21 protein-coding genes and 1 tRNA gene are annotated in these 23,560 nt (G+C 40.0%); 14 read left to right on the top strand and 8 right to left on the bottom strand.

What is annotated here, in order from left to right; all coding sequences use genetic code 11:
• Positions 1-2,124 (top strand): Tex family protein, encoded by a 2,124-nt coding sequence (locus ACJJVU_RS01110; protein WP_405221348.1) that lies wholly within the window; start codon positions 1-3, stop codon positions 2,122-2,124.
• A gap of 337 nt (positions 2,125-2,461) precedes the next feature.
• Here the strand turns inward: ACJJVU_RS01110 and ACJJVU_RS01105 are convergent, their stop codons facing one another.
• Positions 2,462-2,836, bottom strand: a complete 375-nt coding sequence (locus tag ACJJVU_RS01105; protein WP_405221345.1) for a GIY-YIG nuclease family protein — start codon at positions 2,834-2,836, stop codon at positions 2,462-2,464.
• Between the two features lie 405 nt (positions 2,837-3,241).
• On the opposite strand from ACJJVU_RS01105, the gene ACJJVU_RS01100 reads away from it, so the two are divergent.
• Complete coding sequence (locus tag ACJJVU_RS01100; RefSeq protein WP_405221342.1) at positions 3,242-4,144, top strand: histone deacetylase; 903 nt, start codon at positions 3,242-3,244, stop codon at positions 4,142-4,144.
• Between the two features lie 20 nt (positions 4,145-4,164).
• On the opposite strand, the gene ACJJVU_RS01095 is transcribed toward ACJJVU_RS01100, so the two are convergent.
• The 5 genes from ACJJVU_RS01095 to ACJJVU_RS01075 all read right to left on the bottom strand — a co-directional run bounded on the left by ACJJVU_RS01095 (position 4,165) and on the right by ACJJVU_RS01075 (position 10,199).
• The gene (locus tag ACJJVU_RS01095; protein WP_405221339.1) at positions 4,165-6,636 is read right to left on the bottom strand and encodes a ligase-associated DNA damage response DEXH box helicase; all 2,472 of its coding nucleotides are present in this window, start codon (positions 6,634-6,636) and stop codon (positions 4,165-4,167) included.
• Positions 6,637-6,697: 61 nt separating this feature from the next.
• Positions 6,698-7,006, bottom strand: a complete 309-nt coding sequence (locus tag ACJJVU_RS01090) for a GIY-YIG nuclease family protein (RefSeq protein WP_405227410.1) — start codon at positions 7,004-7,006, stop codon at positions 6,698-6,700.
• A gap of 87 nt (positions 7,007-7,093) precedes the next feature.
• Positions 7,094-8,737, bottom strand: a complete 1,644-nt coding sequence (locus ACJJVU_RS01085; RefSeq protein ID WP_405221336.1) for an ATP-dependent DNA ligase — start codon at positions 8,735-8,737, stop codon at positions 7,094-7,096.
• Positions 8,734-9,762 (bottom strand): ligase-associated DNA damage response exonuclease, encoded by a 1,029-nt coding sequence (locus ACJJVU_RS01080; RefSeq protein WP_405221333.1) that lies wholly within the window; start codon positions 9,760-9,762, stop codon positions 8,734-8,736. The genes ACJJVU_RS01085 and ACJJVU_RS01080 overlap by 4 nt, the downstream gene beginning before the upstream one ends.
• A gap of 125 nt (positions 9,763-9,887) precedes the next feature.
• On the bottom strand, positions 9,888-10,199 hold the full coding sequence (locus ACJJVU_RS01075) for a hypothetical protein (RefSeq protein ID WP_405221330.1): 312 nt from the start codon (positions 10,197-10,199) through the stop codon (positions 9,888-9,890).
• Between the two features lie 214 nt (positions 10,200-10,413).
• Here ACJJVU_RS01075 and ACJJVU_RS01070 point away from each other — a divergent pair, with 214 nt between their 5' ends.
• Complete coding sequence (locus ACJJVU_RS01070; protein ID WP_405221327.1) at positions 10,414-10,800, top strand: DUF2721 domain-containing protein; 387 nt, start codon at positions 10,414-10,416, stop codon at positions 10,798-10,800.
• A 34-nt stretch (positions 10,801-10,834) separates the two neighbouring features.
• Here the strand turns inward: ACJJVU_RS01070 and ACJJVU_RS01065 are convergent.
• Positions 10,835-10,915 (bottom strand) — tRNA-Leu (locus ACJJVU_RS01065).
• A gap of 147 nt (positions 10,916-11,062) precedes the next feature.
• Here ACJJVU_RS01065 and ACJJVU_RS01060 point away from each other — a divergent pair.
• The 11 genes from ACJJVU_RS01060 (at position 11,063) to ACJJVU_RS01010 (ending at position 22,106) form a co-directional block, all read left to right on the top strand.
• Positions 11,063-12,004, top strand: a complete 942-nt coding sequence (locus tag ACJJVU_RS01060; protein WP_298322982.1) for a ribose-phosphate pyrophosphokinase — start codon at positions 11,063-11,065, stop codon at positions 12,002-12,004.
• Positions 12,005-12,030: 26 nt separating this feature from the next.
• Complete coding sequence (locus tag ACJJVU_RS01055) at positions 12,031-12,666, top strand: 50S ribosomal protein L25/general stress protein Ctc (protein WP_339845773.1); 636 nt, start codon at positions 12,031-12,033, stop codon at positions 12,664-12,666.
• A 136-nt stretch (positions 12,667-12,802) separates the two neighbouring features.
• Positions 12,803-13,432, top strand: a complete 630-nt coding sequence (gene pth, locus ACJJVU_RS01050; RefSeq protein ID WP_405227408.1) for an aminoacyl-tRNA hydrolase — start codon at positions 12,803-12,805, stop codon at positions 13,430-13,432.
• A 2-nt stretch (positions 13,433-13,434) separates the two neighbouring features.
• A complete protein-coding gene (locus tag ACJJVU_RS01045; RefSeq protein ID WP_405221323.1) occupies positions 13,435-14,364 on the top strand; it encodes a bifunctional riboflavin kinase/FAD synthetase in 930 nt (309 codons plus the stop codon).
• Between the two features lie 9 nt (positions 14,365-14,373).
• On the top strand, positions 14,374-15,825 hold the full coding sequence (locus ACJJVU_RS01040; protein WP_405221320.1) for an HTTM domain-containing protein: 1,452 nt from the start codon (positions 14,374-14,376) through the stop codon (positions 15,823-15,825).
• Between the two features lie 115 nt (positions 15,826-15,940).
• Positions 15,941-17,212, top strand: a complete 1,272-nt coding sequence (gene serS / locus ACJJVU_RS01035) for a serine--tRNA ligase (protein WP_396597797.1) — start codon at positions 15,941-15,943, stop codon at positions 17,210-17,212.
• Between the two features lie 70 nt (positions 17,213-17,282).
• Positions 17,283-19,076 (top strand): tetratricopeptide repeat protein, encoded by a 1,794-nt coding sequence (locus ACJJVU_RS01030; protein WP_405221317.1) that lies wholly within the window; start codon positions 17,283-17,285, stop codon positions 19,074-19,076.
• Positions 19,077-19,088: 12 nt separating this feature from the next.
• Positions 19,089-19,397: a DUF4286 family protein gene (locus ACJJVU_RS01025; protein ID WP_013750480.1), complete on the top strand. Its 309-nt coding sequence runs from the start codon at positions 19,089-19,091 to the stop codon at positions 19,395-19,397.
• Entirely contained in the window at positions 19,397-20,263 is an 867-nt protein-coding gene (gene rsmA, locus ACJJVU_RS01020; protein WP_405221314.1) for a 16S rRNA (adenine(1518)-N(6)/adenine(1519)-N(6))-dimethyltransferase RsmA, read from the top strand. Before ACJJVU_RS01025 ends, rsmA begins: the two co-directional genes overlap by 1 nt.
• 71 nt (positions 20,264-20,334) lie before the next feature.
• Positions 20,335-21,684, top strand: coding sequence for a magnesium transporter (gene mgtE, locus ACJJVU_RS01015; protein ID WP_108877627.1), 1,350 nt, complete (start codon positions 20,335-20,337; stop codon positions 21,682-21,684).
• Positions 21,681-22,106 (top strand): thioesterase family protein, encoded by a 426-nt coding sequence (locus tag ACJJVU_RS01010; protein WP_339845757.1) that lies wholly within the window; start codon positions 21,681-21,683, stop codon positions 22,104-22,106. Before mgtE ends, ACJJVU_RS01010 begins: the two co-directional genes overlap by 4 nt.
• Before the next feature lie 61 nt (positions 22,107-22,167).
• Here ACJJVU_RS01010 and ACJJVU_RS01005 read toward each other — a convergent pair whose 3' ends face one another.
• On the bottom strand, positions 22,168-23,541 hold the full coding sequence (locus tag ACJJVU_RS01005) for a TlpA family protein disulfide reductase (RefSeq protein WP_405221309.1): 1,374 nt from the start codon (positions 23,539-23,541) through the stop codon (positions 22,168-22,170).
• Positions 23,542-23,560 lie beyond the last annotated feature (19 nt).

The following is a 23,560-nucleotide window of genomic DNA, read 5'->3' as shown; positions in this document are numbered from 1 at the left end:
GTGGAGGTTTTACAATACGTAATCAAAAGCTCAGGCTTATCAGAAAAAGGTGTAAAAAACACACTAGATCTCCTCAACGAAGACTGCACACTTCCATTTATAGCGCGCTACCGCAAGGAAGCGACGGGTGGACTAGACGAGGTAGAGATTGGAAAGATTATCGAGCTTAAAGAGCAGTTTGAAGCCCTAGAAAAAAGTAAAAAATCAATTCTTAAATCGCTAGAAGAGCAAGACGTTCTTACCAGCGAACTCAAAGATAAGATTGAAAAAACGCAAGATCTTACTACGCTAGAAGACTTGTATTTACCGTACAAGAAAAAGCGTAAAACGAAAGCCGAGACAGCACGTGTAAACGGACTAGAACCACTTGCCAAAATCATTATGTCTCAAAATGCGCAAGATCCAGAAGGGCTAGCGCATCGATATACTAATAAGGAGGTTCCGGATGCACAAAGTGCGCTAGAAGGAGCACGTCACATTATAGCTGAGTGGATTAATGAGCGCATAGATATACGCGATAACATCCGTGAGCAGTTAAAGCGTTTTGCCACCATAGAGACGAAGGTGGTAAAAAAAATGGCAGATGAGGAAAAAGCGCAGAAATTCCGTGATTATTTTGATTGGTCTGAGTCATTAAGCCGCTGTCCTTCGCATAGGCTCCTCGCTATTTTAAGAGCCGAAAATGAAGGTTACATTCGTGTGAAAGTTGTCATTGACGATGACCGCGCGCTTGACAAAATAGAACGCAAACTCATACGCTCTCGTGGAGATAGCGCTGCACAGATTGAGCTTGCTATAAAAGACGCTTACAAGCGACTACTATTTCCTGCACTTTCAAATGAAACGCTATCTGAAGCAAAGAAAACTGCAGATGAAACTGCTATTCAAGTTTTTGCAAAAAACTTAAAGCAGTTACTCCTTGGTTCGCCTCTAGGAGAGAAACGTATTCTTGCACTAGACCCAGGTTTTAGAACGGGTTGTAAACTGGTGTGCCTTGATGCACAGGGACAGTTGTTACATAATGAAACTATCTATCCACACGCACCAAAAAACGATGATACAGGCGCTATAAAGAAGATTTCTAGTCTTACAGATGCTTATAAAATTGAAGCAATCGCCATAGGTAATGGTACGGCTTCCCGCGAGACCGAAAGACTCGTAAAACGCATTCACTTTAAGAATGCGATGGAGGTTTTTGTGGTGAGCGAGGCAGGTGCATCCATCTACAGTGCGAGTAAGATTGCCCGTGATGAGTTCCCTAATTATGATGTGACAGTTCGTGGTGCAGTTTCTATAGGTCGTAGGTTGCAAGACCCGCTGGCAGAGCTTGTGAAGATAGATGCAAAGTCAATTGGTGTAGGCCAGTATCAACATGATGTGGATCAAACCGCACTTCAGAAATCATTGGATCAAACGGTAGAAAACTGTGTAAATGCCGTGGGTGTCAATATAAATACTGCAAGTGCTCCGCTATTGAGCTATGTATCAGGTATTGGACCAAAACTGGCCGAGGGCGTAGTACGCTTTCGCGAAAGCGAAGGACCCTTTAAAACACGTCAAGAGATTAAAAAGGTACCACGTCTGGGAGGTAAAGCATTTGTACAAGCCGCAGGTTTCTTAAGAATCACAGGTGCCGAAAATCCGCTAGATAACTCGTCTGTACATCCAGAAAGGTATAAGCTCGTTGCAAGTATCGCCAAAGACCAAAAAGTCTCTGTCGCCGAAATGATAGGAAATACAAGCCTTCTTAAATCGATAGACCTTCAAAAATATGTAACCGATGAGGTAGGACTTCCTACACTCACTGATATTATAAGCGAACTAGAAAAGCCTGGGCTAGACATTAGAGAAAAAGCAAAGGTGTTTACTTTTAATCAAAATATACGCACCATAGAAGATGTACAGCCAGGTCAATTGCTACCAGGGATTGTAAATAATGTAACCGCTTTTGGAGCCTTTGTAGACATAGGTATTAAAGAAAGCTGCCTCATACACATCTCAAACCTTGCAGATGGTTTTGTGAGTGATGTAAGCGCACACGTAAGTTTACAACAGCAGGTGATTGTAAAAGTACTGGAAGTTGATATCGCAAGAAAGAGGATACAATTGAAGTTGGAGAAGTAAAAATTTTGTCACCTCGAGCGTGTCGAGAGGTCTCACAAGTAGCTAGTCATTTTGTTTTTTTGAGCGCTGACTCCTATGTGATTTCTCGACAAGCTCGAAATGACGAGGGATTGTCATCTCGACGTAAGGGGAGATCAAGAAAGTAGCTCAAGAGCACAACTTCCAGAAAACTTGATTGTTTGTGTTGTAGCCGCAGTCACCTCGATTTTGTCGAGAGGTCGCACGAGTTGCTCAGATACGCACTTACTCCTATGAGATTTCTCGACAGTCTGTAAATGACGAGGGATTGTCATCTCGACGTTAGGAGAGATCACACGAGAAACTAAGAATTTACTCTTTAAAACACTTCACTGTTTAAGCTTTCCCAGGTAGGATTAACAGTTTCTATAAGCTGGTTTTTCTTTTTTCTACTCCACCTTTTTAATTGTTTCTCTCTAGCAATAGCATCTGTTGCATATTGGAAACCCTCATAATAGACGAGTTCATAACAATTGTACTTACCTGCAAATGATTTTTTCTCATTTTGAGAGTCAAAATAATGCTGACTAATCCTTCTTTGAATATTGTTTGTTACGCCTATATATACAGTCGTTCGGTATTGGTTTGTAGTTATGTAGATATAGTAATTGGTAAACATAATAGATTGTAAATCATAAATATAGCGTATTTGTAAGAAAGCATTCTTGTCACCTCGAGCGGGTCGAGAGGTCACACGACTAAATTTTTATGCGCTTACTCCTATGAGATTTCTCGACAGGCTCGAAATGACGAGTGATTGTCATCTCGACAATAGGAGAGATCACACGAGTAGCTCCTCATTTTTTTTTAACACTCACTCTTATGCGATTTCTCGGCAAGCTCGAAATGACGAGTGATTGTCATCTCGACAATAGGAGAGATCACACGAGTAGCTCCTCACTTTCTTTTTTTTATGTTCTCACTCCTATGAGATCTCTCGGCAAGCTCGAAATGACGAGGGATTGTCATCTCGACGATAGGAGAGATCACACGAGTAGCTCCTCACTTTCTTTTTTTATATGCTCACTCTTATGCGATTTCTCGACAAGCTCGAAATGACGAGTGATTGTATATTTGTATACTCACCATAATATACTTAATGCTCAAAATCGCATTCCATCCCATTTACAAACACCCATTGCCGGAGGGGCATCGCTTCCCTATGGAGAAGTATGATTTGCTTCCTAAGCAGTTAGTATATGAAGGTACGTGTGATGCAGATAACTTTTTTGTCCCTACACAGGTAGCTCACGAGCATATTTTACGATGTCATACTACAGAATATGTAGAGAGTCTTAAAGCACTTACTATTGACCCAAGAGTACAGCGAAAAACCGGTTTTCCGCTCTCACAAGAACTTGTAGATCGTGAATTAATCATCACTCAAGGAACCATTGATGGGTGTCACTACGCGCTTGAAAATGGTATTGCGATGAATATTGCTGGAGGTACGCACCACGCTTATACAGATCACGGAGAGGCATTTTGCCTTCTCAACGATCAAGCAATTGCTGTGCGATATTTACAAGCAAACGAGCTTGCAAAAAAAATTCTCATTGTAGACCTCGATGTTCATCAAGGTAATGGAACGGCAGAGATTTTTACGGGTGACGATTCGGTGTTTACGTTTTCTATGCACGGTAAGGCAAACTATCCTTTTAGAAAAGAAATCTCAGATCTCGATATTGCACTAGAGACCGATACAGGTGATGTGGAGTACCTCACTATTCTTAAAAAAACATTGCCTAATCTCATTAAAGAACAACAACCAGATTTTATCTTCTATCTGTGCGGAGTCGATATTTTAGCGAGTGACAAATTGGGTAAATTGGGATGTAGCATAGAAGGTTGTAAAGAGCGCGATCGGTTTGTGTTACAAACCTGTTATGATTTAAAAATCCCTGTACAATGTAGTATGGGCGGCGGCTATTCTCCAGATATAAAAGTGATAATTGACGCGCACGCAAATACCTTTAGAACGGCACAAGATATTTACTTTTAGTGCAATCTTTCGTAAAGCAATTATTTCTTTTTCCGCATCAACTTCGCAGTCATTTTTTTGATTCTATCGGCTAGTTTTTCGCTGCTCAATTTTTCGCGTAAGCGGTCTGTAATAATAGGGAAAGATAATGGCGTAGGTTGCTCGCAATCCATCCAGACAATTTCTTGCGTCTCTATACGCTCAAGCGCTTGCTGCAATCGACCTTCTTCTAGTTGATGCTCAAAAGTCTCTGTAAATGCTTGTTGAAACAGTAAGTTCTCTGCCTCATAATCTCGGAACACATCAAAAAACAGCTGACTACTACTTTGTAGGTGTTTCTGTTTGATTTGCTTGTTTGGGAAGCCAGTAAAAACAAGCCCAGAGATTACCGCAATATCTCTAAATTTTCGTCTGGCCATCTCCGTAGCATTAAGACTGTTTTGCAAGTCGTCGTGCATATATGCCGTCGTAAATAAGTCGTTATCTAGTAACTGCTGTATGTCTATAGGTTGGTCTGAAAGTAGCTCAAAACCGTAGTCATTAAAGGCGAGGGAGAAGGTGATAGGGTCTAGCAGGCTCAGGCGATACCCAAGTAAACTTCCCATTGCCTCGTGCACAAAACGACCTTCAAAAGGGTAAAAAACGTGATGGTAGCCATCGCGTGTTTTAAAAGTCTCAATGAGCAGTTGCTCATCACTCGGGATGATGCTCTCTACCTTTTGCTGTCTAAAAATATGCTCTAGCGCATTAATCTCTAGAGACCGCTTTCGCGAAAGCGAATTCCCAGTATAAAGTTCCTCCCGTAGTAGTTGGGACATTTGGCTGCTCAAGGTAAGTCGGCCGCCCATCCACGAGGGGACTTTGTTAGTTTTCTTTGAGCTGTTACGCACGTGCACCTCCATATTTTTGATACGGATAAATTCTAGGTTGCGACCAGCAAAAGTAAACACATCACCACGCGTTAATTTACTGATGAAAAACTCCTCAATAGTGCCTATGTAACCACCTTTTTGATATTTGACTACAAGATTTGCATCGCTCACAATAGTGCCTATTTGTAGGCGATGGCGCATTGCCACCATACGAGAATTCACTTTAAATCTGCCGTCCTCAAGAATCTCCACCTTCTTATACTCATCATAAGCTTGTAGAGATTGCGCACCCATCGTCATAAAATTAAGGCACCATTCCCATTGCTCTTTTGTCATTGCCTGAAAGCAAAACGTAGTCTGTATCTCTGGCCAGATATCTTCGGGTAAAAATCCGTCAGACACGGCTAGCGTCACGAGATATTGAATCAGTACGTCAAAACTATTGAGATACGGAATTCTATCTTCCACCGTGCTTTCCTTAACGGCGCGCTGCAACGCAGAGGCTTCTACTAGCTCTATGGCGTGTGTAGGCAAAAAGTAAATCACACTCTCCTTGCCAGGGCTGTGACCAGATCGCCCAGCACGTTGTAAAAAGCGAGCGACACCTTTCGGGCCGCCTATTTGGATGATGGTTTCAACAGGCGCAAAGTCTACTCCGAGATCAAGGCTAGAAGTACAAACTACCGCCTTGAGAGAGCCATTCCGAATAGCGCCCTCAACCCAGGTACGCGTCTCTTTATTGATACTCCCGTGGTGCATTGCAATCTCTCCAGCATACTCAGGATGTGCCGCAAGAATACGCTGAAACCAGATTTCACACTGGCTGCGTGTGTTCGTAAACAGTAAGGTCGTCTTGCTGTTGTTGATAATGGGTACTACGTATTCCAGCAAATGCAATCCCAAATGACCACGCCAAGGAAAGGTTTCCATCTCGTCTGGAATTATAGACTTGACAGTAATTTTTTTGTTGATGTTTGCTTTGATAATTACGCTTTCGCGAAAAGCGTCACTTTCATAACCCAGCAATACTTCTCGAGCTTGCTCTAGATTGCCAATAGTAGCCGAAATTCCCCAAATACGCATATCTGAAGCGACAGTTTTCAATCGGCTCAAGGCGAGTTCCATCTGTACACCGCGCTTAGTCCCTAGAAGTTCGTGCCATTCATCAACTATTACGGCAGAGCAGTCTTTAAAAACTTTCTCATACCCTTTGGAAGCAATCAAAAGCATCAAGCTCTCGGGCGTGGTGATGAGCAAGTCTGGCATAGAACGTTTTTGCTTGGCACGTTCAGACTGAGAAGTATCGCCATTGCGTATTCCTACCGTCATCTGTGTGCCGAGATCTTGTGTAATACGAGAAGCCGAAAGCTCAATCTCATTAGAAAGCGAGCGCAGCGGAGTGATCCAAATGGCCTTTAATCCTTTTTTATGTTTGGTCTTGTAATCAGGGTTTCGTTTGATGTAATTAAGAACCACCGGAAACCAAAGTGCATACGTCTTACCACTCCCCGTAGGCGCATTAAGCAATCCATTTTTACCCGCAAGAAACGCCTTCCACGTTTGTTTTTGAAACGGAAAAGGTTTCCAGTCTTGCGACTGGAACCAGTTATTTGCGATATCTAGTAGTTGCTTATTATTCATAATTACGAGTGTAGCGAAGTAATCTGTTGCGATTCAATAACCACCAAACCAAATACACCTATTACCATATTTCTTTTATTAAATAATCATCATTCCCAAGCGAAGCGTAGGAACTTGCCAAATCTAACCAATCAGGATTTTTACTTTCGATTAATGAAATTTTCCGTTTTCTATTTCCAGATTTCAACTGCTTTTCTCTTGCGAGAGCTTCATTATGCATTTCAAATAATTCGTAGTACATCAAGTTGTAGCAATTGTATTGCGCGCTAAAAGACTTGGGGTAATATTTAGTCTTATGTTGAGCCATTCGTATTTTAAGATTGCGAGTCGCTCCTACATAAAGAACAGTTTTATTCTTATTAGTTAGTATATAAGTGTAATATGGTATCTTAATGAAGTTGATATTGCAAATGTTCTTACTCTTATGCGGAGATTTATATGTTGCTTTCTAGCACAATTATTTTGTGGACGGAAGAGATTCCTTCACAACTTGCCCTTCGGCCTCGTTGCTCGGAATCATCCCTTTCAAATCCTCTAGTGTATTTGCATCTTCTATCTTCTTGTCGTGTCGCCAGCGCAGCATTCTTGGGAAGCGCGTGGCTATACCACTTTTGTGTCTTTTGGATAACGCTATACCTTCAAAGGCAATTTCAAACACGTGATGCGGAGTTACAGATCTCACTGGGCCAAAACGTTCTAACGTGTTTTTTTTAATCCAGTTATCTACTTTTCTAAACTCGGCATCTGTTAGTCCTGAGTAAGCTTTTGCAAAAGTAACGAGCTCGGTTTTATCTTCATTCCATAACCCAAAGGTGTAATCTGTAAATAAATTACTTCGTCTACCGTGACCACGCATTGCATAGGTGAGCACAGCATCAATGGTGAGCGGATCTACTTTCCATTTCCACCAGTCGCCTTTTTTTCTACCTACGCGATAGGGGCTGTCTTTGCGCTTAATCATTAATCCTTCAGAGCGCATCTCTCTACTACGGTCTCTTTCTTGTGCCATTGCTTCCCAACTATCAAACTCCATTGTTTCAGAAATGCCTATAGGCAGAACTTTATCTGTGATATTGCGATATAACGATTCGAGTATTGTTCTCCTTTTCGCGAAAGCGATCTCACGCAAGTCTTTTCCTTCCCATTCTAAAATGTCATAAGCCTTGATAATCACAGGCACTTCTTTGAGCATTTTCTTGCTCACCGTCTTACGTCCTATACGCGCTTGTAAGTCGTTAAATGTGCCAATCTGCCCATCATAAAAAGGCAGTAACTCACCATCTATGACCGTTCCGTCTGGTATGTGTTCTTTGAGAATCTCTAGTTCTGGGTACTTATCTGTCACTAGCTCTTCACCGCGACTCCAGATAAAAATCTCCCCATTACGAAAGATGGTTTGTGAGCGTATACCGTCCCATTTATGTTCGGCCAGAAAGTCTGATACATTCCCTAGAACAGAAGGTTCGTCCTCAACTGCATAGGCAAGATAAAATGGATACGGTCTAGAAAACTCTTGACTTGCATCTTCTTCGATAACCAAGTCGTGAAAGGTGACCGTCTGCGGTTTCCAGTCGCCCATTAATTTATAAGCAAGCACGTCTTCTTCTATATCTGTTGCTTGTGATAATGCACGTGTCATTAACTTTTGACTCACGCCTATTCTAAATCCTCCGGTAATAAGCTTTGTAAATACAAAACGTTCATAATAGTTGAGATTTGCCCAGTTATCAAAGAGGTATTCCTTTTTCTCTTCATCCGTTTTTCGCTTAAGCGAAATCATCTCTTCCAGAAACTGAGTAAGCGACTTCTCTGAAGATGCTGTTGCCGCTGGAACCACAAGTGCAATCGTTTCTGCTAGGTCACCCACGATGTGATAACTTTCTTCAAAAAGCCATAATGGAATGTTAGATAGTTCGCTCGCCCATTCCCTAAGTAAGGTTGTGTTTACAGGTCGTGGAGGGCGACGGTGCGATAAGATGGCAATCGTCCACACCTTATCTTCATCTGGCGCTTCTCTGAAGTAATGCGCAAGTGCCTTGACCTTCTCGTTAGTCTTATTTGTGGAATCGAGTGTCTTTATGAGTGCTGCAAATAATTTCATACGCTAGTTTCCTCCTCCTCTTTTTTTGCATCTCCTTCTGCTAGTTCGCCTTCATATTGCGTTTCTTCTGTGCGCGCATCATACCCTATACTGCGTAGGTATTTGGAAAATATATCTGTGTATCCGTGAGTACAAATGATTTTTTCTGCACCTGTAGCTTCTATACTTTCTAGTAAGCTAGGCCAATCGCAATGATCGCTCATTACAAATCCTTTGTCAATAGCTCTGCGTCTTCGCGCTCCTCTAAAAGCCATCCAGCCGCTTGCGCTTGCAGTTACATACGGTACCATCTTGCGTATCCACGTACTGCCGTGAGTTGCTGGTGGTGCAAGGACAATACTTCCTTTAAAATCTTCTTTTTTAGTATCTCTAGTAATGAGTTCTGTAGCAGGCATATCAATCATAGGGCGCAGGATCTCTGTCATTTTTTCTATAGCGCCGTGTGTAAGTATCTTGCCGATGCTCGGGTCAAGATGTTTGAGCAGCCGTTGCGCTTTACCTAAGCTGTAGGCAAAAAGTACAGAGCATTTCCCTTCGGCTTTATTTTGTGCCCACCAGGTGTTTATGTCGTGCATTACTTCGGCTTGTGGAGTCCACTTGAAGGCTGGGAGTCCGAAGGTACATTCGGTGATGAAAGTGTCACATTTTACGGGTTCGTAGGGCTCAGAAACGCCATCAATTTCAGTCTTATAATCACCTGTAAACACCCACACTTCGCCCTTGTGTTCTACACGTATCTGACTAGATCCAGGAATGTGACCAGCTGGGTGAAAGGTGAATTTTACATTGTTGATGTTTACGCTTTCGCGAAAGCGTACCCCAGAAACATTGATATCTCCCAATCTATGAGAAATGATAGGCACATTGCTCTCGTGTGTGATGTACTGTTTATGTCCCCACCGGCTATGGTCTGCGTGGCCGTGCGTGATGAGGGCTTTATCTACAGGTTTCCACGGGTCTAGATAGACCTTTGCGGGCGGGCAGTAGATGCCCTTATCTGTAAATTCTAGAAGTGGTTTTTTCAAGTTTTTTTCTTTTTCATCTTAAAGATACGGGTCGACATACCTTTACATTAGGGTTTTAGGAAAACTTTAGGGCATAAAAAAGCCTCTTTATTGCAAGAGGCTTTTATGAATTTTAAGATCAATTATTATTCGATTACTTCTAAATGGAGTATGATTCCATCACTTGAGCTGTCTTTAGATTTGTCTACGGTTTTATAGTGAACTAAATATTCTAGACCTACATTATCATTCTTTGTAAGTAGCTTACCATTAATACTTGTAGTAGCATCAATTTCTAAAATTCTAGGCTCATTGTCGCCATCAGTAAAGAAGAAATATCCTCCCTCGTAAGCGTCAAATGTGAGATGCTCTGTAAATGCTTCTTTAGAATTCTCTGTTGTCTTAAAAGGGCTCATTCCTAATAAAACAGTGCTGAATAATATAAGTATGGTCTTCATAATATCGATGGTTTAGTTAGCTTCGGTAAGCTGATATAGTTGCTTACTGAGTATAAATATAGCGCTAGTCTTAGCCTATCGATTTTTAATTAACCATTGTTTGTGAGAGAATGTTAAGGGTATGAAAAATTAACAACATGATACTGTGGAGGATTTATAACTTCATTATTATAAATGTAAGAGTGATGATGTAGCTTTGAGAAAAAGAAAAAAGATGAACCTATCCTTAAGTATTCCCGCATTGCTATTTCCGGCAATATCACTTACGATGCTAGCTTATAATGCCCGTTATCTTGCAATTGCAGGTTTGATACGTAGTTTACATGCTTCTTATCAAGAAACGCACTCAGAAGGAGTAGGACTACAGGTTAAAAAGTTAAGAAAACGCCTTACAATAATAAAAAACATGCAAGCAGTAGCGATTGTGAGCTTTCTACTCGCGGTAATTACGATGTTCTTAATTTATATAGAAGAGGCTTTTTATGCAAAGATTGTCTTTGGGATTAGTCTATTTGCATTAATTCTGTCGCTTGTGCTTTCATTAATAGAAGTACAACTTTCTACAAAGGCGCTTTCTATACAGCTACGAGATATGGAATAAAAAAAGCCTCAATCGTTACAGATTGAGGCTTTTGTACCTAGGATGGGAATCGAACCCACACTTCAAAGAAACTCGAGTTTGAGTCGAGCGCGTCTACCAATTCCGCCACCTAGGCTTTTTGGAAGTGCAAAATTAAAGAATTAATTAAAATACAGCGTATAAAACATCATTTATTGTACTGCTCTACTCATTTTTAATTCCTATTTTTGCACCTCCTTAGAGGGAAAAGAATTGTAATTAAACCATTTAACTGTCACAACTGATGACCGCTACCGTACCGCAACCGAAGATATTTGCTTGTCAAAACAGCAAACCACTGGCCGAAAAAATTGCAAAAGCCTTTGGGCAGCCGCTGGGTAACGTCATAACATCGACATATAGTGATGGAGAATTTCAACCTTCTTTTGAAGAATCTGTACGTGGATCACGTGTATTTATAATAGGAAGCACAATGCCATCATCAGATAATATGATGGAAATGTTATTGATGCTAGATGCTGCAAAGCGTGCTAGTGCAAGACACATAACGGCAGTGATACCTTATTTTGGATGGGCGAGACAAGACCGTAAGGATAAACCTAGAGTGCCTATAGCTGCAAAGCTTATGGCAAACCTACTGGAAACAGCTGGTGCTACTCGTATTATCACGATGGATTTACACGCAGATCAAATACAAGGTTTCTTTGAGAAGCCGGTAGATCATTTATTTGCGTCTACTATATTCTTGCCTTATTTAAAAGGTTTAGGATTAGAAAATCTTACGATTGCTTCTCCAGATATGGGAGGTAGTAAGAGAGCTTATGCATATAGCAAGGCGATGGAGAGTGATGTAGTTATATGCTTCAAGCAACGTGCAAAAGCAAATGTAATCTCACACATGGAACTCATAGGTGAGGTAAAAGGGCAGCACGTAGTGCTTGTAGATGATATGGTAGATACTGCTGGAACCTTAACAAAGGCAGCAGATTTGATGATAGAAAAGGGTGCGCTTAGTGTACGAGCGATCTGTACCCACGCTATTTTAAGTGGTAACGCTTATGATAAAATAGAAAACAGTAAACTGGCAGAATTAATCGTGACAGATTCAATTCCTAAGGAACACAAAAGTGGAAAAGTAAGGGTATTGACCTGTGCGCCACTTTTTGCAGATGTAATGCACCGTGTTAATAGTAACACGAGTATTGCTTCGAAGTTTATTATGTAATATTTTTTTAACTATAATTATTTAATATGAAATCAGTTTCGATCCACGGATCTAAAAGAGAAAGCGTAGGCAAGAAAGCTACAAAGGCCTTACGTAATGCTGGACTGGTACCTTGCGTTGTATACGGAGGGGACACGCCATTGCATTTTAGCGCACCAGAACTAGCGTTCAAAGAATTGGTATACACTCCAGACGCGCACACAGTAGAAATCGAATTAGACGGTGTAACCGTAAAGGCGATACTTCAAGATATCCAGTTCCACCCGGTAACTGATCGTATTTTACACATAGACTTCTACCAGATTTTTGATGGTAAAGAAGTAACTATGAATATCCCAGTACACTTCACAGGTAACTCTCGTGGAGTAATGAATGGTGGTGTTTTACGTAAAACTAACCGTGTGTTACGTGTTAAAGCACTTCCAAAAGATCTTCCAGATTACCTAGTTGCAGATATTACTAGCTTAAAAATAGGAAGCAAATTATACATAGGAGCTTTACCACAAGAAAACTTAACTCTTATGCACCCTGATAATACAGTAGTGTGTCAAGTAAGAACTTCACGTACGGCAATCCTTGATGATGACGATGATGAAGAAGAAACTGAAGCTGGAGATGTTCCTTCTTCTCAAACAGATGATGCAGCTGCAGCAGCAGAGTAATCAATCCGTTATATTTAATACAAAAGCATCTCGTTCTTCGAGATGCTTTTTTTATTTTTATACAATAGTAAAACGCTCGCTATTATGGGACACCATGGATAGTAGCGGTAAATTATAAGATAATAAACAGCAAATGATGCGCTCTTTTTTCGGTAGACTATTTGGTAGAGTAACGGTAGAAGAGGAAGTAATAGACCCCATGAAAAAATTTCTCATCGTTGGTTTAGGAAACATAGGTCCTAAGTACACAGAAACTAGGCATAATATAGGATTTAAGGTGGCAGACGCTTTCGCGAAAGCGCAAGAAACCACTTTCGAAACTGAAAAACTAGGTGACATCGCGCGTACCAAAATAAAAGGCAAAACCGTTATCTTATTAAAGCCTAATACCTTTATGAATTTAAGTGGTAAGGCTATAAGATACTGGTTGCAGCAAGAAAAAATTCCTGTAGAAAATCTTCTTGTGATTACAGATGATTTGAACTTGGAATTTGGAACCATAAGAGTGAAAACAAAAGGTTCTGCTGGAGGACATAATGGATTAAAAGACACGCAAGCTCAACTTAATACTTCTGCATATAATAGATTTCGTTTTGGCATAAGTGATGCGTTTTCAACTGGACGTCAGGTAGATTATGTGTTAGGAGAATGGACGCCAGAGGAGCAAGCAAGCCTTCCAGAGCGACTGGATATGAGTTGTGAGGTAATCACTTCTTTTGTGAGTGGAGGAATTAATAATACAATGAACGCGTACAACGGTAAATAATCTTGAAAACTCACAATAGCGCACATACATTTAACTCAGAAAAAGGAACTGTCGTTACGATAGGTACCTTTGACGGAGTACATTTAGGGCATCGCCAGATTATTAATAGGCTTAACGAAAGTGCGCGGGCAAATGACTGGGAGTCATGTGTACTTACCTTTTTTCCACATCCTAGGATGGTGTTACAAAAAGACACTTCGCTCAAGCTTATAAACACCATAGATGAGCGAGCGCAACTATTGAAAGGTCTAGGTCTAGATCACCTCGTGATTCATCCTTTTACCTTAGATTTCTCAAGGTATCATGCAGAGACTTTTGTTGAAGAGATTCTTGTAAATTCTCTTAACGCAAAGAAAGTAATTATAGGATACGATCACCGTTTTGGACGCAATCGTAATGCAAATATTGAGGACCTCAAACGTTTTGGAGAACAACTAGGTTTTGAGGTGGAAGAGATATCAAAGCAAGAACTAGAGGATGTAGCTGTAAGCTCAACTAAAGTGCGTAAATCACTAGAAGCAGGAGACGTAGCACTTGCAAATAGCTACCTCGATCAAGCTTTTATGCTTACGGGAACCGTTGTAAAAGGCAGAAGTCTAGGTAGAACGATAGGGTATCCTACCGCAAATCTAGACATAGCCGAAGATTATAAACTAATACCCGCGCAAGGCGTTTATGTCGTGCAGTCTCGTATTAATGGAGGCGTTGTCTACGGAATGATGAATATAGGCACAAACCCAACAGTAGGAGGAAGTGCGCAAACTATTGAAACCTATTTCTTTGATTTTAGTAAGGACTTATATGGACAAGAGCTAGAAATACAATTGCTAGACCGTATACGCGATGAGAAAACCTTTGCGAGTGTAGATGAACTCGTAAAAGCGATGAAAGAGGATGAGAAGTATGCACGCGATTATATAAATAAGCTCTAATCAAATAAGATGTCACTTAATAAGCTCCTCTTTACTAGAATAGATAACAGCGCGCTCATTGTGTTTCGCGTTTTTTTTGGTTTTCTTATTATTTGTGAGGCTTGGGGAGCGCTTGCTACCGGGTGGGTGCGACGTATACTCGTAACACCAGAATTTACTTTTAACTTTATAGGTTTTGACTTTTTACAAACATTTCCAGGACCTGGACCACAAATGTATCTGTGGTTTGGTTTAATGGGAGTCTTTGGGGTGATGGTAATGCTTGGTTTTAAATATCGTGTAGCGATTATTGGCTATGCAATTATGTGGAGTACCGTGTATTTCATGCAAAAAACAGCCTATAATAACCACTATTATCTATTAATGCTGCTATTATGGATTATGGCAATACTCCCTGCAAACGCTGCGTTTTCTCTTGATGCACGCTTTCGCGAAAGCATAAGAAACATAAGTATGCCACGCTGGGTGACTTTGTTTATCATTCTCCAACTGTGGATTGTCTATACCTACGCGTCTATTGCCAAAATATATCCAGACTGGCTAGATGCGACGGTACCAGAGATATTAATGCGTGGTAAGAAGGATTACTGGCTCGTGGGTGGTGTGCTTCAAAAGAACTGGACACACTGGATTATTTCTTACGTAGGAATCGCATTTGATGGACTAATCATCCCACTATTGCTGTGGAAACGAACACGCACGTGGGCATTTTTTATATCTATATTCTTTCATCTCTTTAACTCTTTTGTGTTTCAGATTGGGATTTTTCCATATATGTCACTGGCATTTACGGTATTCTTTTTTGAGCCGAGGACCATTCATAATTTGTTTCTTAAACGCTGGAAACCGTTTTACGAGCGCAGCGAAGTAAACTCTTACCATCAAGAAATTACAACTGATTCATTTAGTGACTCACCTCAAACTTTAATTATTCCTAAATATAAAACAGCAATGCTTGCTGTGTTTGCAGTATATTTTATAGTTCAAATAGGCTTGCCACTGCGACAGCATTTTATACAAGACAATGTGTTGTGGTCTGAGGAAGGACATCGTTTGAGTTGGCGTATGATGCTGCGCTCTAAAGGTGGAACGGTTACGTTTACAGTAGAAGATAAGGCAACTGGTAAGCGAACTACACTAGACCATAAAGAGTACCTTACAAAAAACCAACAACGCAATATCAGATCAAAGCCGGATGTGATATGGCAATTTGCTCAATACATTAAACAGCTCAAGAAGACAGAAGGGCAAGATGTAGCGGTCTACGTAAAATGTAGAATTCGCATAAACGGCCGTAAATCACAGGAGCTCATAGATCCAGGAGTGGATCTGGCGAGTGTAGACTGGAACTGGTTCTCTCACAATCCTTGGGTGCTAGATAGCGATGGTTATCTGGATGATAAGGGGTTGTTTCCTAGTTTTAAGAGTATTTCTGAAGAGGAAGATTCTAAAAAATTATGAGATTACAACCGCGACTTAAGCAGTTCGTAGAATCAGTACTTATCAATTAGCAAAAGATTCATTTTCTTTAGTACATTTCCTTAAATTTACCTTTTCCTTTAAAAACCATTCCACTATGCTAGAAGTAGCACACATTAGAGAAAACAAAGAAGCTTTCGCGAAAGCGTTATCTAAAAGAAATATAGACGCCGCAACCTTACTTGATCAAGTAGTGGCGGCAGATGATCTTCGCCGTAGTTCGCAGGCGCAACTTGATGAAGTACTTGCAGATAGTAATAAGTTTTCCAAGGAAATAGGAATGCTTTTTAAAAGTGGAGAAGCTCAAAAAGCAAATATTCTCAAAGAGAAAACTGCAGGTTTAAAAGAGCAATCTAAAACCCTCCAAGAGCAATTAAACACTGCTTCTGAGGATTTGCAAAACTTGCTTTATCAAATTCCAAACATCCCACATGATAGTGTTCCTGAGGGTAACAGTGATGAGGATAATGAAGAAATCTTTCGCAAGGGAGATATTCCTGAGTTGCATGAAGCAGCACAGCCACACTGGGAGCTTGCAAAGAAATATGATATTATTGATTTTGAACTAGGGACTAAGATTGCTGGGGCTGGTTTTCCAGTGTATAAAGGCAAGGGAGCACGACTACAACGCGCGCTTATCGCTTATTTTTTAGACAAAAATACAGAGGCTGGATATACAGAATACCAAGTGCCGCACCTTGTAAATGAGGCGTCAGGTTTTGGTACTGGCCAACTTCCAGATAAGGAAGGGCAAATGTATCACGTGACCGAAGATGATTTATATTTAATCCCTACGGCAGAGGTACCTGTGACAAATATGTTTCGCGGTGATTTACGCAATCATAATGAACTGCCTATTACATGTACTGGGTACACACCATGTTTCCGTCGTGAGGCTGGTTCTTATGGTGCACACGTGCGTGGCTTAAATCGCTTGCACCAGTTTGATAAAGTTGAGATTGTACGTATAGAACGTCCAGAAGATAGTGCGGCTGCACTAGACGGGATGGTAGATCACGTAAAAACAATACTTGATGAGTTAGAATTACCATACAGAATTTTACGTCTTTGTGGTGGTGACCTTGGGTTTACAGCGCACCTAACTTATGATTTTGAATTATTTTCTACAGCGCAAGATCGCTGGTTAGAAATTAGTTCTGTGTCCAACTTCTTAACCTTTCAAGCAAACCGTTTAAAACTTCGTTTTAAGGATGAAGATGGTCAGAACAAGCTTGCACATACACTTAATGGTAGCTCACTAGCGCTGCCACGCGTACTTGCAGGAATTCTTGAAAACTGCCAGACGCCAGAAGGAATAAAAATTCCTAAGGCACTTATCCCTTATTGCGGATTTGATATGATTAACTAATAACGCATTAACAGTGATAAGAAACGTGTCAGAGCAATTGCTATGGCACGTTTTTCGTTATCTTTAGGATATGAAGAAAAATTGGTTTTTAATACTCATCTGTGTGTTTGGTTTTTTCGCTTTCGCGAAAGCGCAAACAGAACAACTTGCTCGCAACTATGCAGATCAAGGTGAGTTTGAGAAGGCCATCATTTCTTATAAAAAAGCATTACTTAAGCAGAAGGGTAATCATGTACTCATTACCGGTCTTGTAAAAAGCTACCAGCAGTTAGAAAAATATAAAGAAGCCGAAAGTGTGCTTAACGAAAACCTTGCCGCTACTCGCGATAAAGGTTTTTATTATGTAGAGATAGGTTATAATCATCAATTACAACAGCGAGACTCTATCGCTCAGGATTATTATAACCAAGTAATTGCAGGTATAGAGAGTAATACTATGAGTGCATATCGCGCTGCTCGGGCTTTTCAAGAGCATAGCTTGCTTACAAGGGCTGTTCAAGCATACGAGATTGCGATGGCAAATAATCCAAGAGCAAACTACAATGTGCAACTAGCTAGACTTTATGGAGAGCTAGGAGAGGTAGAGAAGATGTTTAATGCCTACTTAGATCTTATTAATAAGAGTGAAAACTATGTACAAGCCGCACAACGCAACTTTGCGATTTACGTAAATGACGACCCGCTTAATGAGGCTAACATCATCTTTAGAAAGACCTTGTTAAAACGATTACAAGCAGAACAAAATGTGCTTTATAATGAGTTGCTTAGTTGGCTTTTTATACAGCAAAAGGATTATAGAAAAGCATTTGCACAAGAAAAGGCGATTTATCGTCGTACAGAAGGAAGACATGAAGGCATCGTAAATCTAGCCGAAATAGCGATAGAAGAAAATGCTATTGAAGATGCGACAGAGATATTAGAATTTCTAAGAGATAACGTAGTTGCGGGTAGTGTTAAGCTTTATGCAGAGCAACAGTTAATACAACTAGCGGTAAAAAAGGCAGTCACGGCAGAAGATGAAGCGCTTGTCAAAACACGTTTTGAAGCTTTACTTGATCAATATATCAAGAAAGAATACACGGTACCTTTGCAAATAGACTATGCACATTTTCTTGCTTTTAAAATGGAGCAGCCAGATGAGGCTATTTCATATCTTAAAAAGGGAATTGAAATCCCTCGTGATAGATTTGACCACGCTCGTCTCAAGATGGAGCTAGCAGATATTTTGGTGCTTACAGAAAAGTTTAATCAGGCACTTATCTATTATTCTCAAATTCAGAATGAGATCCAGAATAATGTAATCTCGCAGGAAGCTCGATTTAAGGTGGCAAAGACGAGCTATTACAAAGGAGATTTTGACTGGGCAGAGTCGCAACTCAATGTCTTGAAGGCTGGTGCAACACAACTTATTGCAAATGATGCACTAGAGTTATTACTCGTTATTAGAGATAACTCTATGGATGATAGTTTACAAACGGCACTTAAAAAATATGCCACTGCAGATTTGCTAGCTTTCCAAAACAAGCCTGAAGAGGCTATCGCATTATACGATGATATTTTAGGGAAGCACAAGGGAGAAAAGATAGAAGACGAGGCATTGCTTTCTCAGGCTAAACTGTATGAGCGTAAAGAAGCTTTCGCGAAAGCAGAAAAAAACTACCTCACAATCATAGAATATTATAGCGATGGCGTACTAGCAGATGATGCTTATTATGGCTTAGCAAGATTATACGAAGGACCACTCAATCAACCAGAAAAGGCAAAAAATAATTACGAACGCATTATTTTTGACCTAGCAGACAGCATCTATTATGTAGAGGCACAGAAGCGATTTAGGAACCTGAGAGGAGATGCAATTAATTAGAAAACATAGAAAATGCTTATATATAACGTTACCATAAACATAGAAGAATCTGTAGAAAAAGAATGGCTTGCCTGGATGCAACAAGTGCATATTCCAGAGGTGATTGCTACAGGTAAATTTGTAAAAGCATTAATGACTAGAGTGCGCACGGAGGAAGAAATGGGCGGAGTGACATACTCTGTTCAATATGGTTGCCCTAGCCAGCAACATCTAGATGCTTACTACGAGCAAGATGCAGATAGACTAAGACTTGCGAGTAATAAGTTTGCTGGTAAGTTTGTCGCTTTTAGAACAGAACTAGAAATAATCAGTCAGCACTAATGGCGAAGCACAGCTCAAAACGTAAGTTTGAAAAGCCACATGCACATCGTGATACGCACGATCAAGGCATTAAGGCAAAGAAGCACTTAGGACAGCATTTCTTAGGAGATGAATCTGTTGCAAAGAATATTGCAGACACCCTTACTTATGTGGGATATAGTCATGTGCTAGAAATAGGTCCTGGTACAGGAGTACTTACAAAGTATCTTCTTGAAAAACCCACACATCTTAGTGTGATGGATCTCGATAGAGAATCTATTGCTTATTTACAGAGTGCTTTTACACTAGAGCATAAGCTCAATGATGTGCATTTTACGGTTCTTGAAGCAGATTTTTTACGATATGATCTCGATACGATATATCCAGGGGAGCAACTTGCAATTACTGGCAACTTCCCTTATAATATTAGTACTCAAATCGTATTTAAGACCATAGAACATAAGGAGCGCATACCAGAGTTTACCGGAATGTTTCAGAAAGAAGTGGCTGCTCGTATTTGTGCAGATCACGGTAGTAAGACTTACGGAATTATGTCTGTACTAGTACAAGCTTTTTATGATGCAGAATACCTATTTACGGTACCGCCTACCGTATTTATACCGCCACCAAAAGTAGATAGTGGTGTTTTACGCTTAAAGCGAAAAGAAGGATATCAAGATATAGGTTGTACACAAGAGATGCTATTTAAGGTTGTAAAAATGGCTTTCCAGCAGCGCAGAAAGACCTTACGAAATAGTCTGAAAGGGATGGGACTAAGTGATGAGTTTAGAGAGCGAGAAATCTTAACGAGGAGACCAGAACAAATATCTGTACAAGAATTTATAGCACTTACGGCAGCAATTACAGATGATATCGCTACTTCATAAATTCTATGAGGTAACTATTCTATCTCCGTAAGCGCTTTTCCTATATTTGCCCAACTACCAAAAATTACCCTATGCAATTTGAACTCACTAGCGATCTTATCGATCAAATACAAGCATATGTAGCTGTTCAAAATGAGACCGCACTTAAAGAGTTGCTCTCTGAGCTTCACCATGCAGATATTGCCGAAGTATTAGATGAGGTAGATGCAGATGAAGCTGCATACCTAGTTCTTTTACTAGATAGTGAGCAAACCTCAGAAGCTCTTATGGAGCTTGACGAGGACGTACGCGAAAAATTACTGGGCAATCTTACTCCAGCAGAAATAGCAGACGAAGTTGATGAAATGGATACCGATGACGCGGTAGACATGATTGCAGAGCTTGATGATGATGTGCAGCTTGCTGTTATTAATCAAATAGAAGATGAGGAGCACAAGGCAGACATACGAGAGATGCTGCAATATGATGAGAATAGTGCTGGTGGATTAATGGCAAAAGAGCTCATAAGAGTAAAGGATTCTTGGACTGTAGGTGGTTGTGTAAGTGAGATGCGTCGTCAGGCAGAAGAAGTCACTAGAGTACACTCCATTTATGTAGTTACAAAAAGAGACGAGCTTATAGGTCGCTTATCTCTTAAGGATTTACTTACCTCTGATACAAAAACTAAAATTGCCGAAATATATATTCCTAAGGTTGATTCTGTAAATATTAATGACAGTGCAGAAGATGTAGCTAAGCTCATGCAGAAGTATGACCTAGAGGCGATACCGGTGGTGAATGATAAAAATATTTTAATGGGACGTATTACCATTGACGATATTGTAGATTTTATAAAAGAAGAAGCAGAAAAAGATTACCAGATGGCTGCAGGTATCTCTCAAGATGTTGAGGCAGATGATAGTATTCTTACACTCACACGAGCAAGATTGCCATGGCTGTTTTTAGGCTTAGTAGGTGGAGTAGGAGCTGCGACTATCATGGGGGGATTTGAAGATATACTAGAGAGCTACGCATTGCTCTTTTTCTATACACCGCTTATTGCAGCGATGGCTGGAAATGTAGGTGTACAGTCTAGTGCGATTATTGTGCAAGGATTGGCTAATGATGATGTAAAAGGAAGTATAGGTAATCGTCTTGTAAAGGAAATGCTACTAGCAGCACTTAACGGACTCCTATTAGGACTTGCGTTGTTTGCCTTTACGGCATTGTGGTATGGAGATGTGAGAGCAGCGATTGCAATCTCTGCATCACTTTTTGTAGTAATTATCATGGCAGGAATTATAGGTACGTTTATTCCATTATTTCTGCACAAACGTGGGATTGATCCAGCGATTGCAACGGGACCATTTATTACTACAAGTAATGATATTTTCGGAATATTAATTTACTTCTGGATTGCAAAAATGGTGTTAGGTATTTGAAAAAACAACCGTTTTCATATCACCTCACCGTTCCACCATCTGCTATAGATGTATTGGGTCACGTGAATAATGTAGTATACTTAGATTGGGTGCAAGTAGCTGCATCAAAACACTGGAATGCTGCCACATCAACTTATTTCAAGGATGAAGACCCAGAGGAAGAACGTCTAGGGATTCATAAAATGGCGTGGGTCGTTATGGATCACCATATCAAATATAAAGCAGAAGCTTTTGAGGGTGATGAGATTGTGGTCACCACTTTCGTGAAAATGTTTACTGCCGCAACCTCTGTCCGTCACACAGAAATACGACGTAAGGGAGAAGAAAAAATTCTTGTAAGCGCAGTAACTAATTGGTGCTTACTCAAAATGCCCGAAGGCAGACCTATGCGTGTGCCTAAGGAGATATTAGAATTGTTTTAATAAAAAAAAGTGCAGTCAGATGACAGCACTTTTTTATAGTTATTATTTCTAATACTTTTTCTTATTTAATTCCCAGTTGAGTGAAGGTTGCTGTAAGTTGTTCACTAGAGGGTTTTGGCGCGTCAGCACTTAGAATATTTCCATTAGGATCTATTAAAATAAATCTAGGAATCTCACGTATGGCATAATCCTTAACAAACGCAGATTCAAAGTTGTTGTCTGCGATTAGTTGTGAGCCACCAAGAGACTTGTTAGTCACCATCATTCTCCATTTATCATAATCCTCCTCGAAGTCTATAGAGATACTTACAAAGACTATGTTTGCATCTTTATACTCGCTTTCTAGCTTTTTTAAACTTGGTATCTCTGCAATGCAGGGACGGCACCATGTAGCCCAAACATCTATGTAAACATATTTACCTTTGAAATCTTCAAGTTTAGTTTTTCCTCCTTTAAAATTTTCGAAATCAAAAGTGGGAGAGCTTTTTCCTTTAAGAAGATTGCTCACTTTTTTAAAGCGATCTTGTATCGCTTTCTTAGTCTCATTAGCAGTTGCTAGATTTAGTAGCTCTTCTTTGACTTCTGCACTATTTTCTTTAGGGATATATAAAAACAAAATGTCATAAATGCTGGCATCACGTATAGAAGGACTTTTCTTTTCTTTCAAAATTTTGATAATTTCTTCAGTCAATCTTTCATCTCCGCCTCTTTTGTAAGCATCATCCTTTACTTTATCTGTAATCATCCATCGGTACTTTTGAAAACTAGAGGCATACATTTCATTGTCTTTATCTAAGTTATTGTACATGTCCTTGAATGCTGCGGGAACCTCGAAAGTTTCTAGTTGATGAATGTTTTTGTACCAGAGTGGATATTCATTGTAAATATATATTTGATCAAATTTTAAAGCTTGTTCTTCTAGTATTTTAAAGGACGTATCTGCAGTGAGACTAGAAAGATTTTTTTTTAAAGAATTGAATATACTGTCCAATTTTTGTTTAAAAGCTTCTGGTTCTTTCCCAACTAATTCGGATGAGTTGTCGCGTGTTATTGTTAATGTATTGGATTTCTTAGCTAGATAGTCAACAATAGCTTGATTACCTCTTGTAATTTGCAGTGAGGGATTATCTGTCTTAAGGTCTACTGTAAATGCTGTAGTACTTCCTTTTTTTATAAACAACGGAAAATCAATCCCACCTGCGCCTGTTGTTAAATATGCATCAGCATCTATATCTAGTGTATCAGTAAAACTGCCATTTTCATCTAATTCACTTAGGCGAGAAACCCTTAAATTACCCCAAAGATATGCCTCTGTGGTTGTAGCGTTTTTAAATGTTCCTTTTATGATTGTTAACTGTTCTGGACTCTCTTCCTGGCAACTACTTACGAGCAATGCAATACCCAAAATTGCCAGCATAAAATATGGTACTTTCATATAGATGATTATTTAATGT

Origin of the sequence: Dokdonia sp. Asnod1-B02 (assembly GCF_045063955.1) — a bacterium.
Classification (GTDB): domain Bacteria; phylum Bacteroidota; class Bacteroidia; order Flavobacteriales; family Flavobacteriaceae; genus Dokdonia.
The sequence above is the reverse complement of the archived record's forward strand: the minus strand, read 5'-3'. Positions and strand labels throughout refer to the sequence as shown.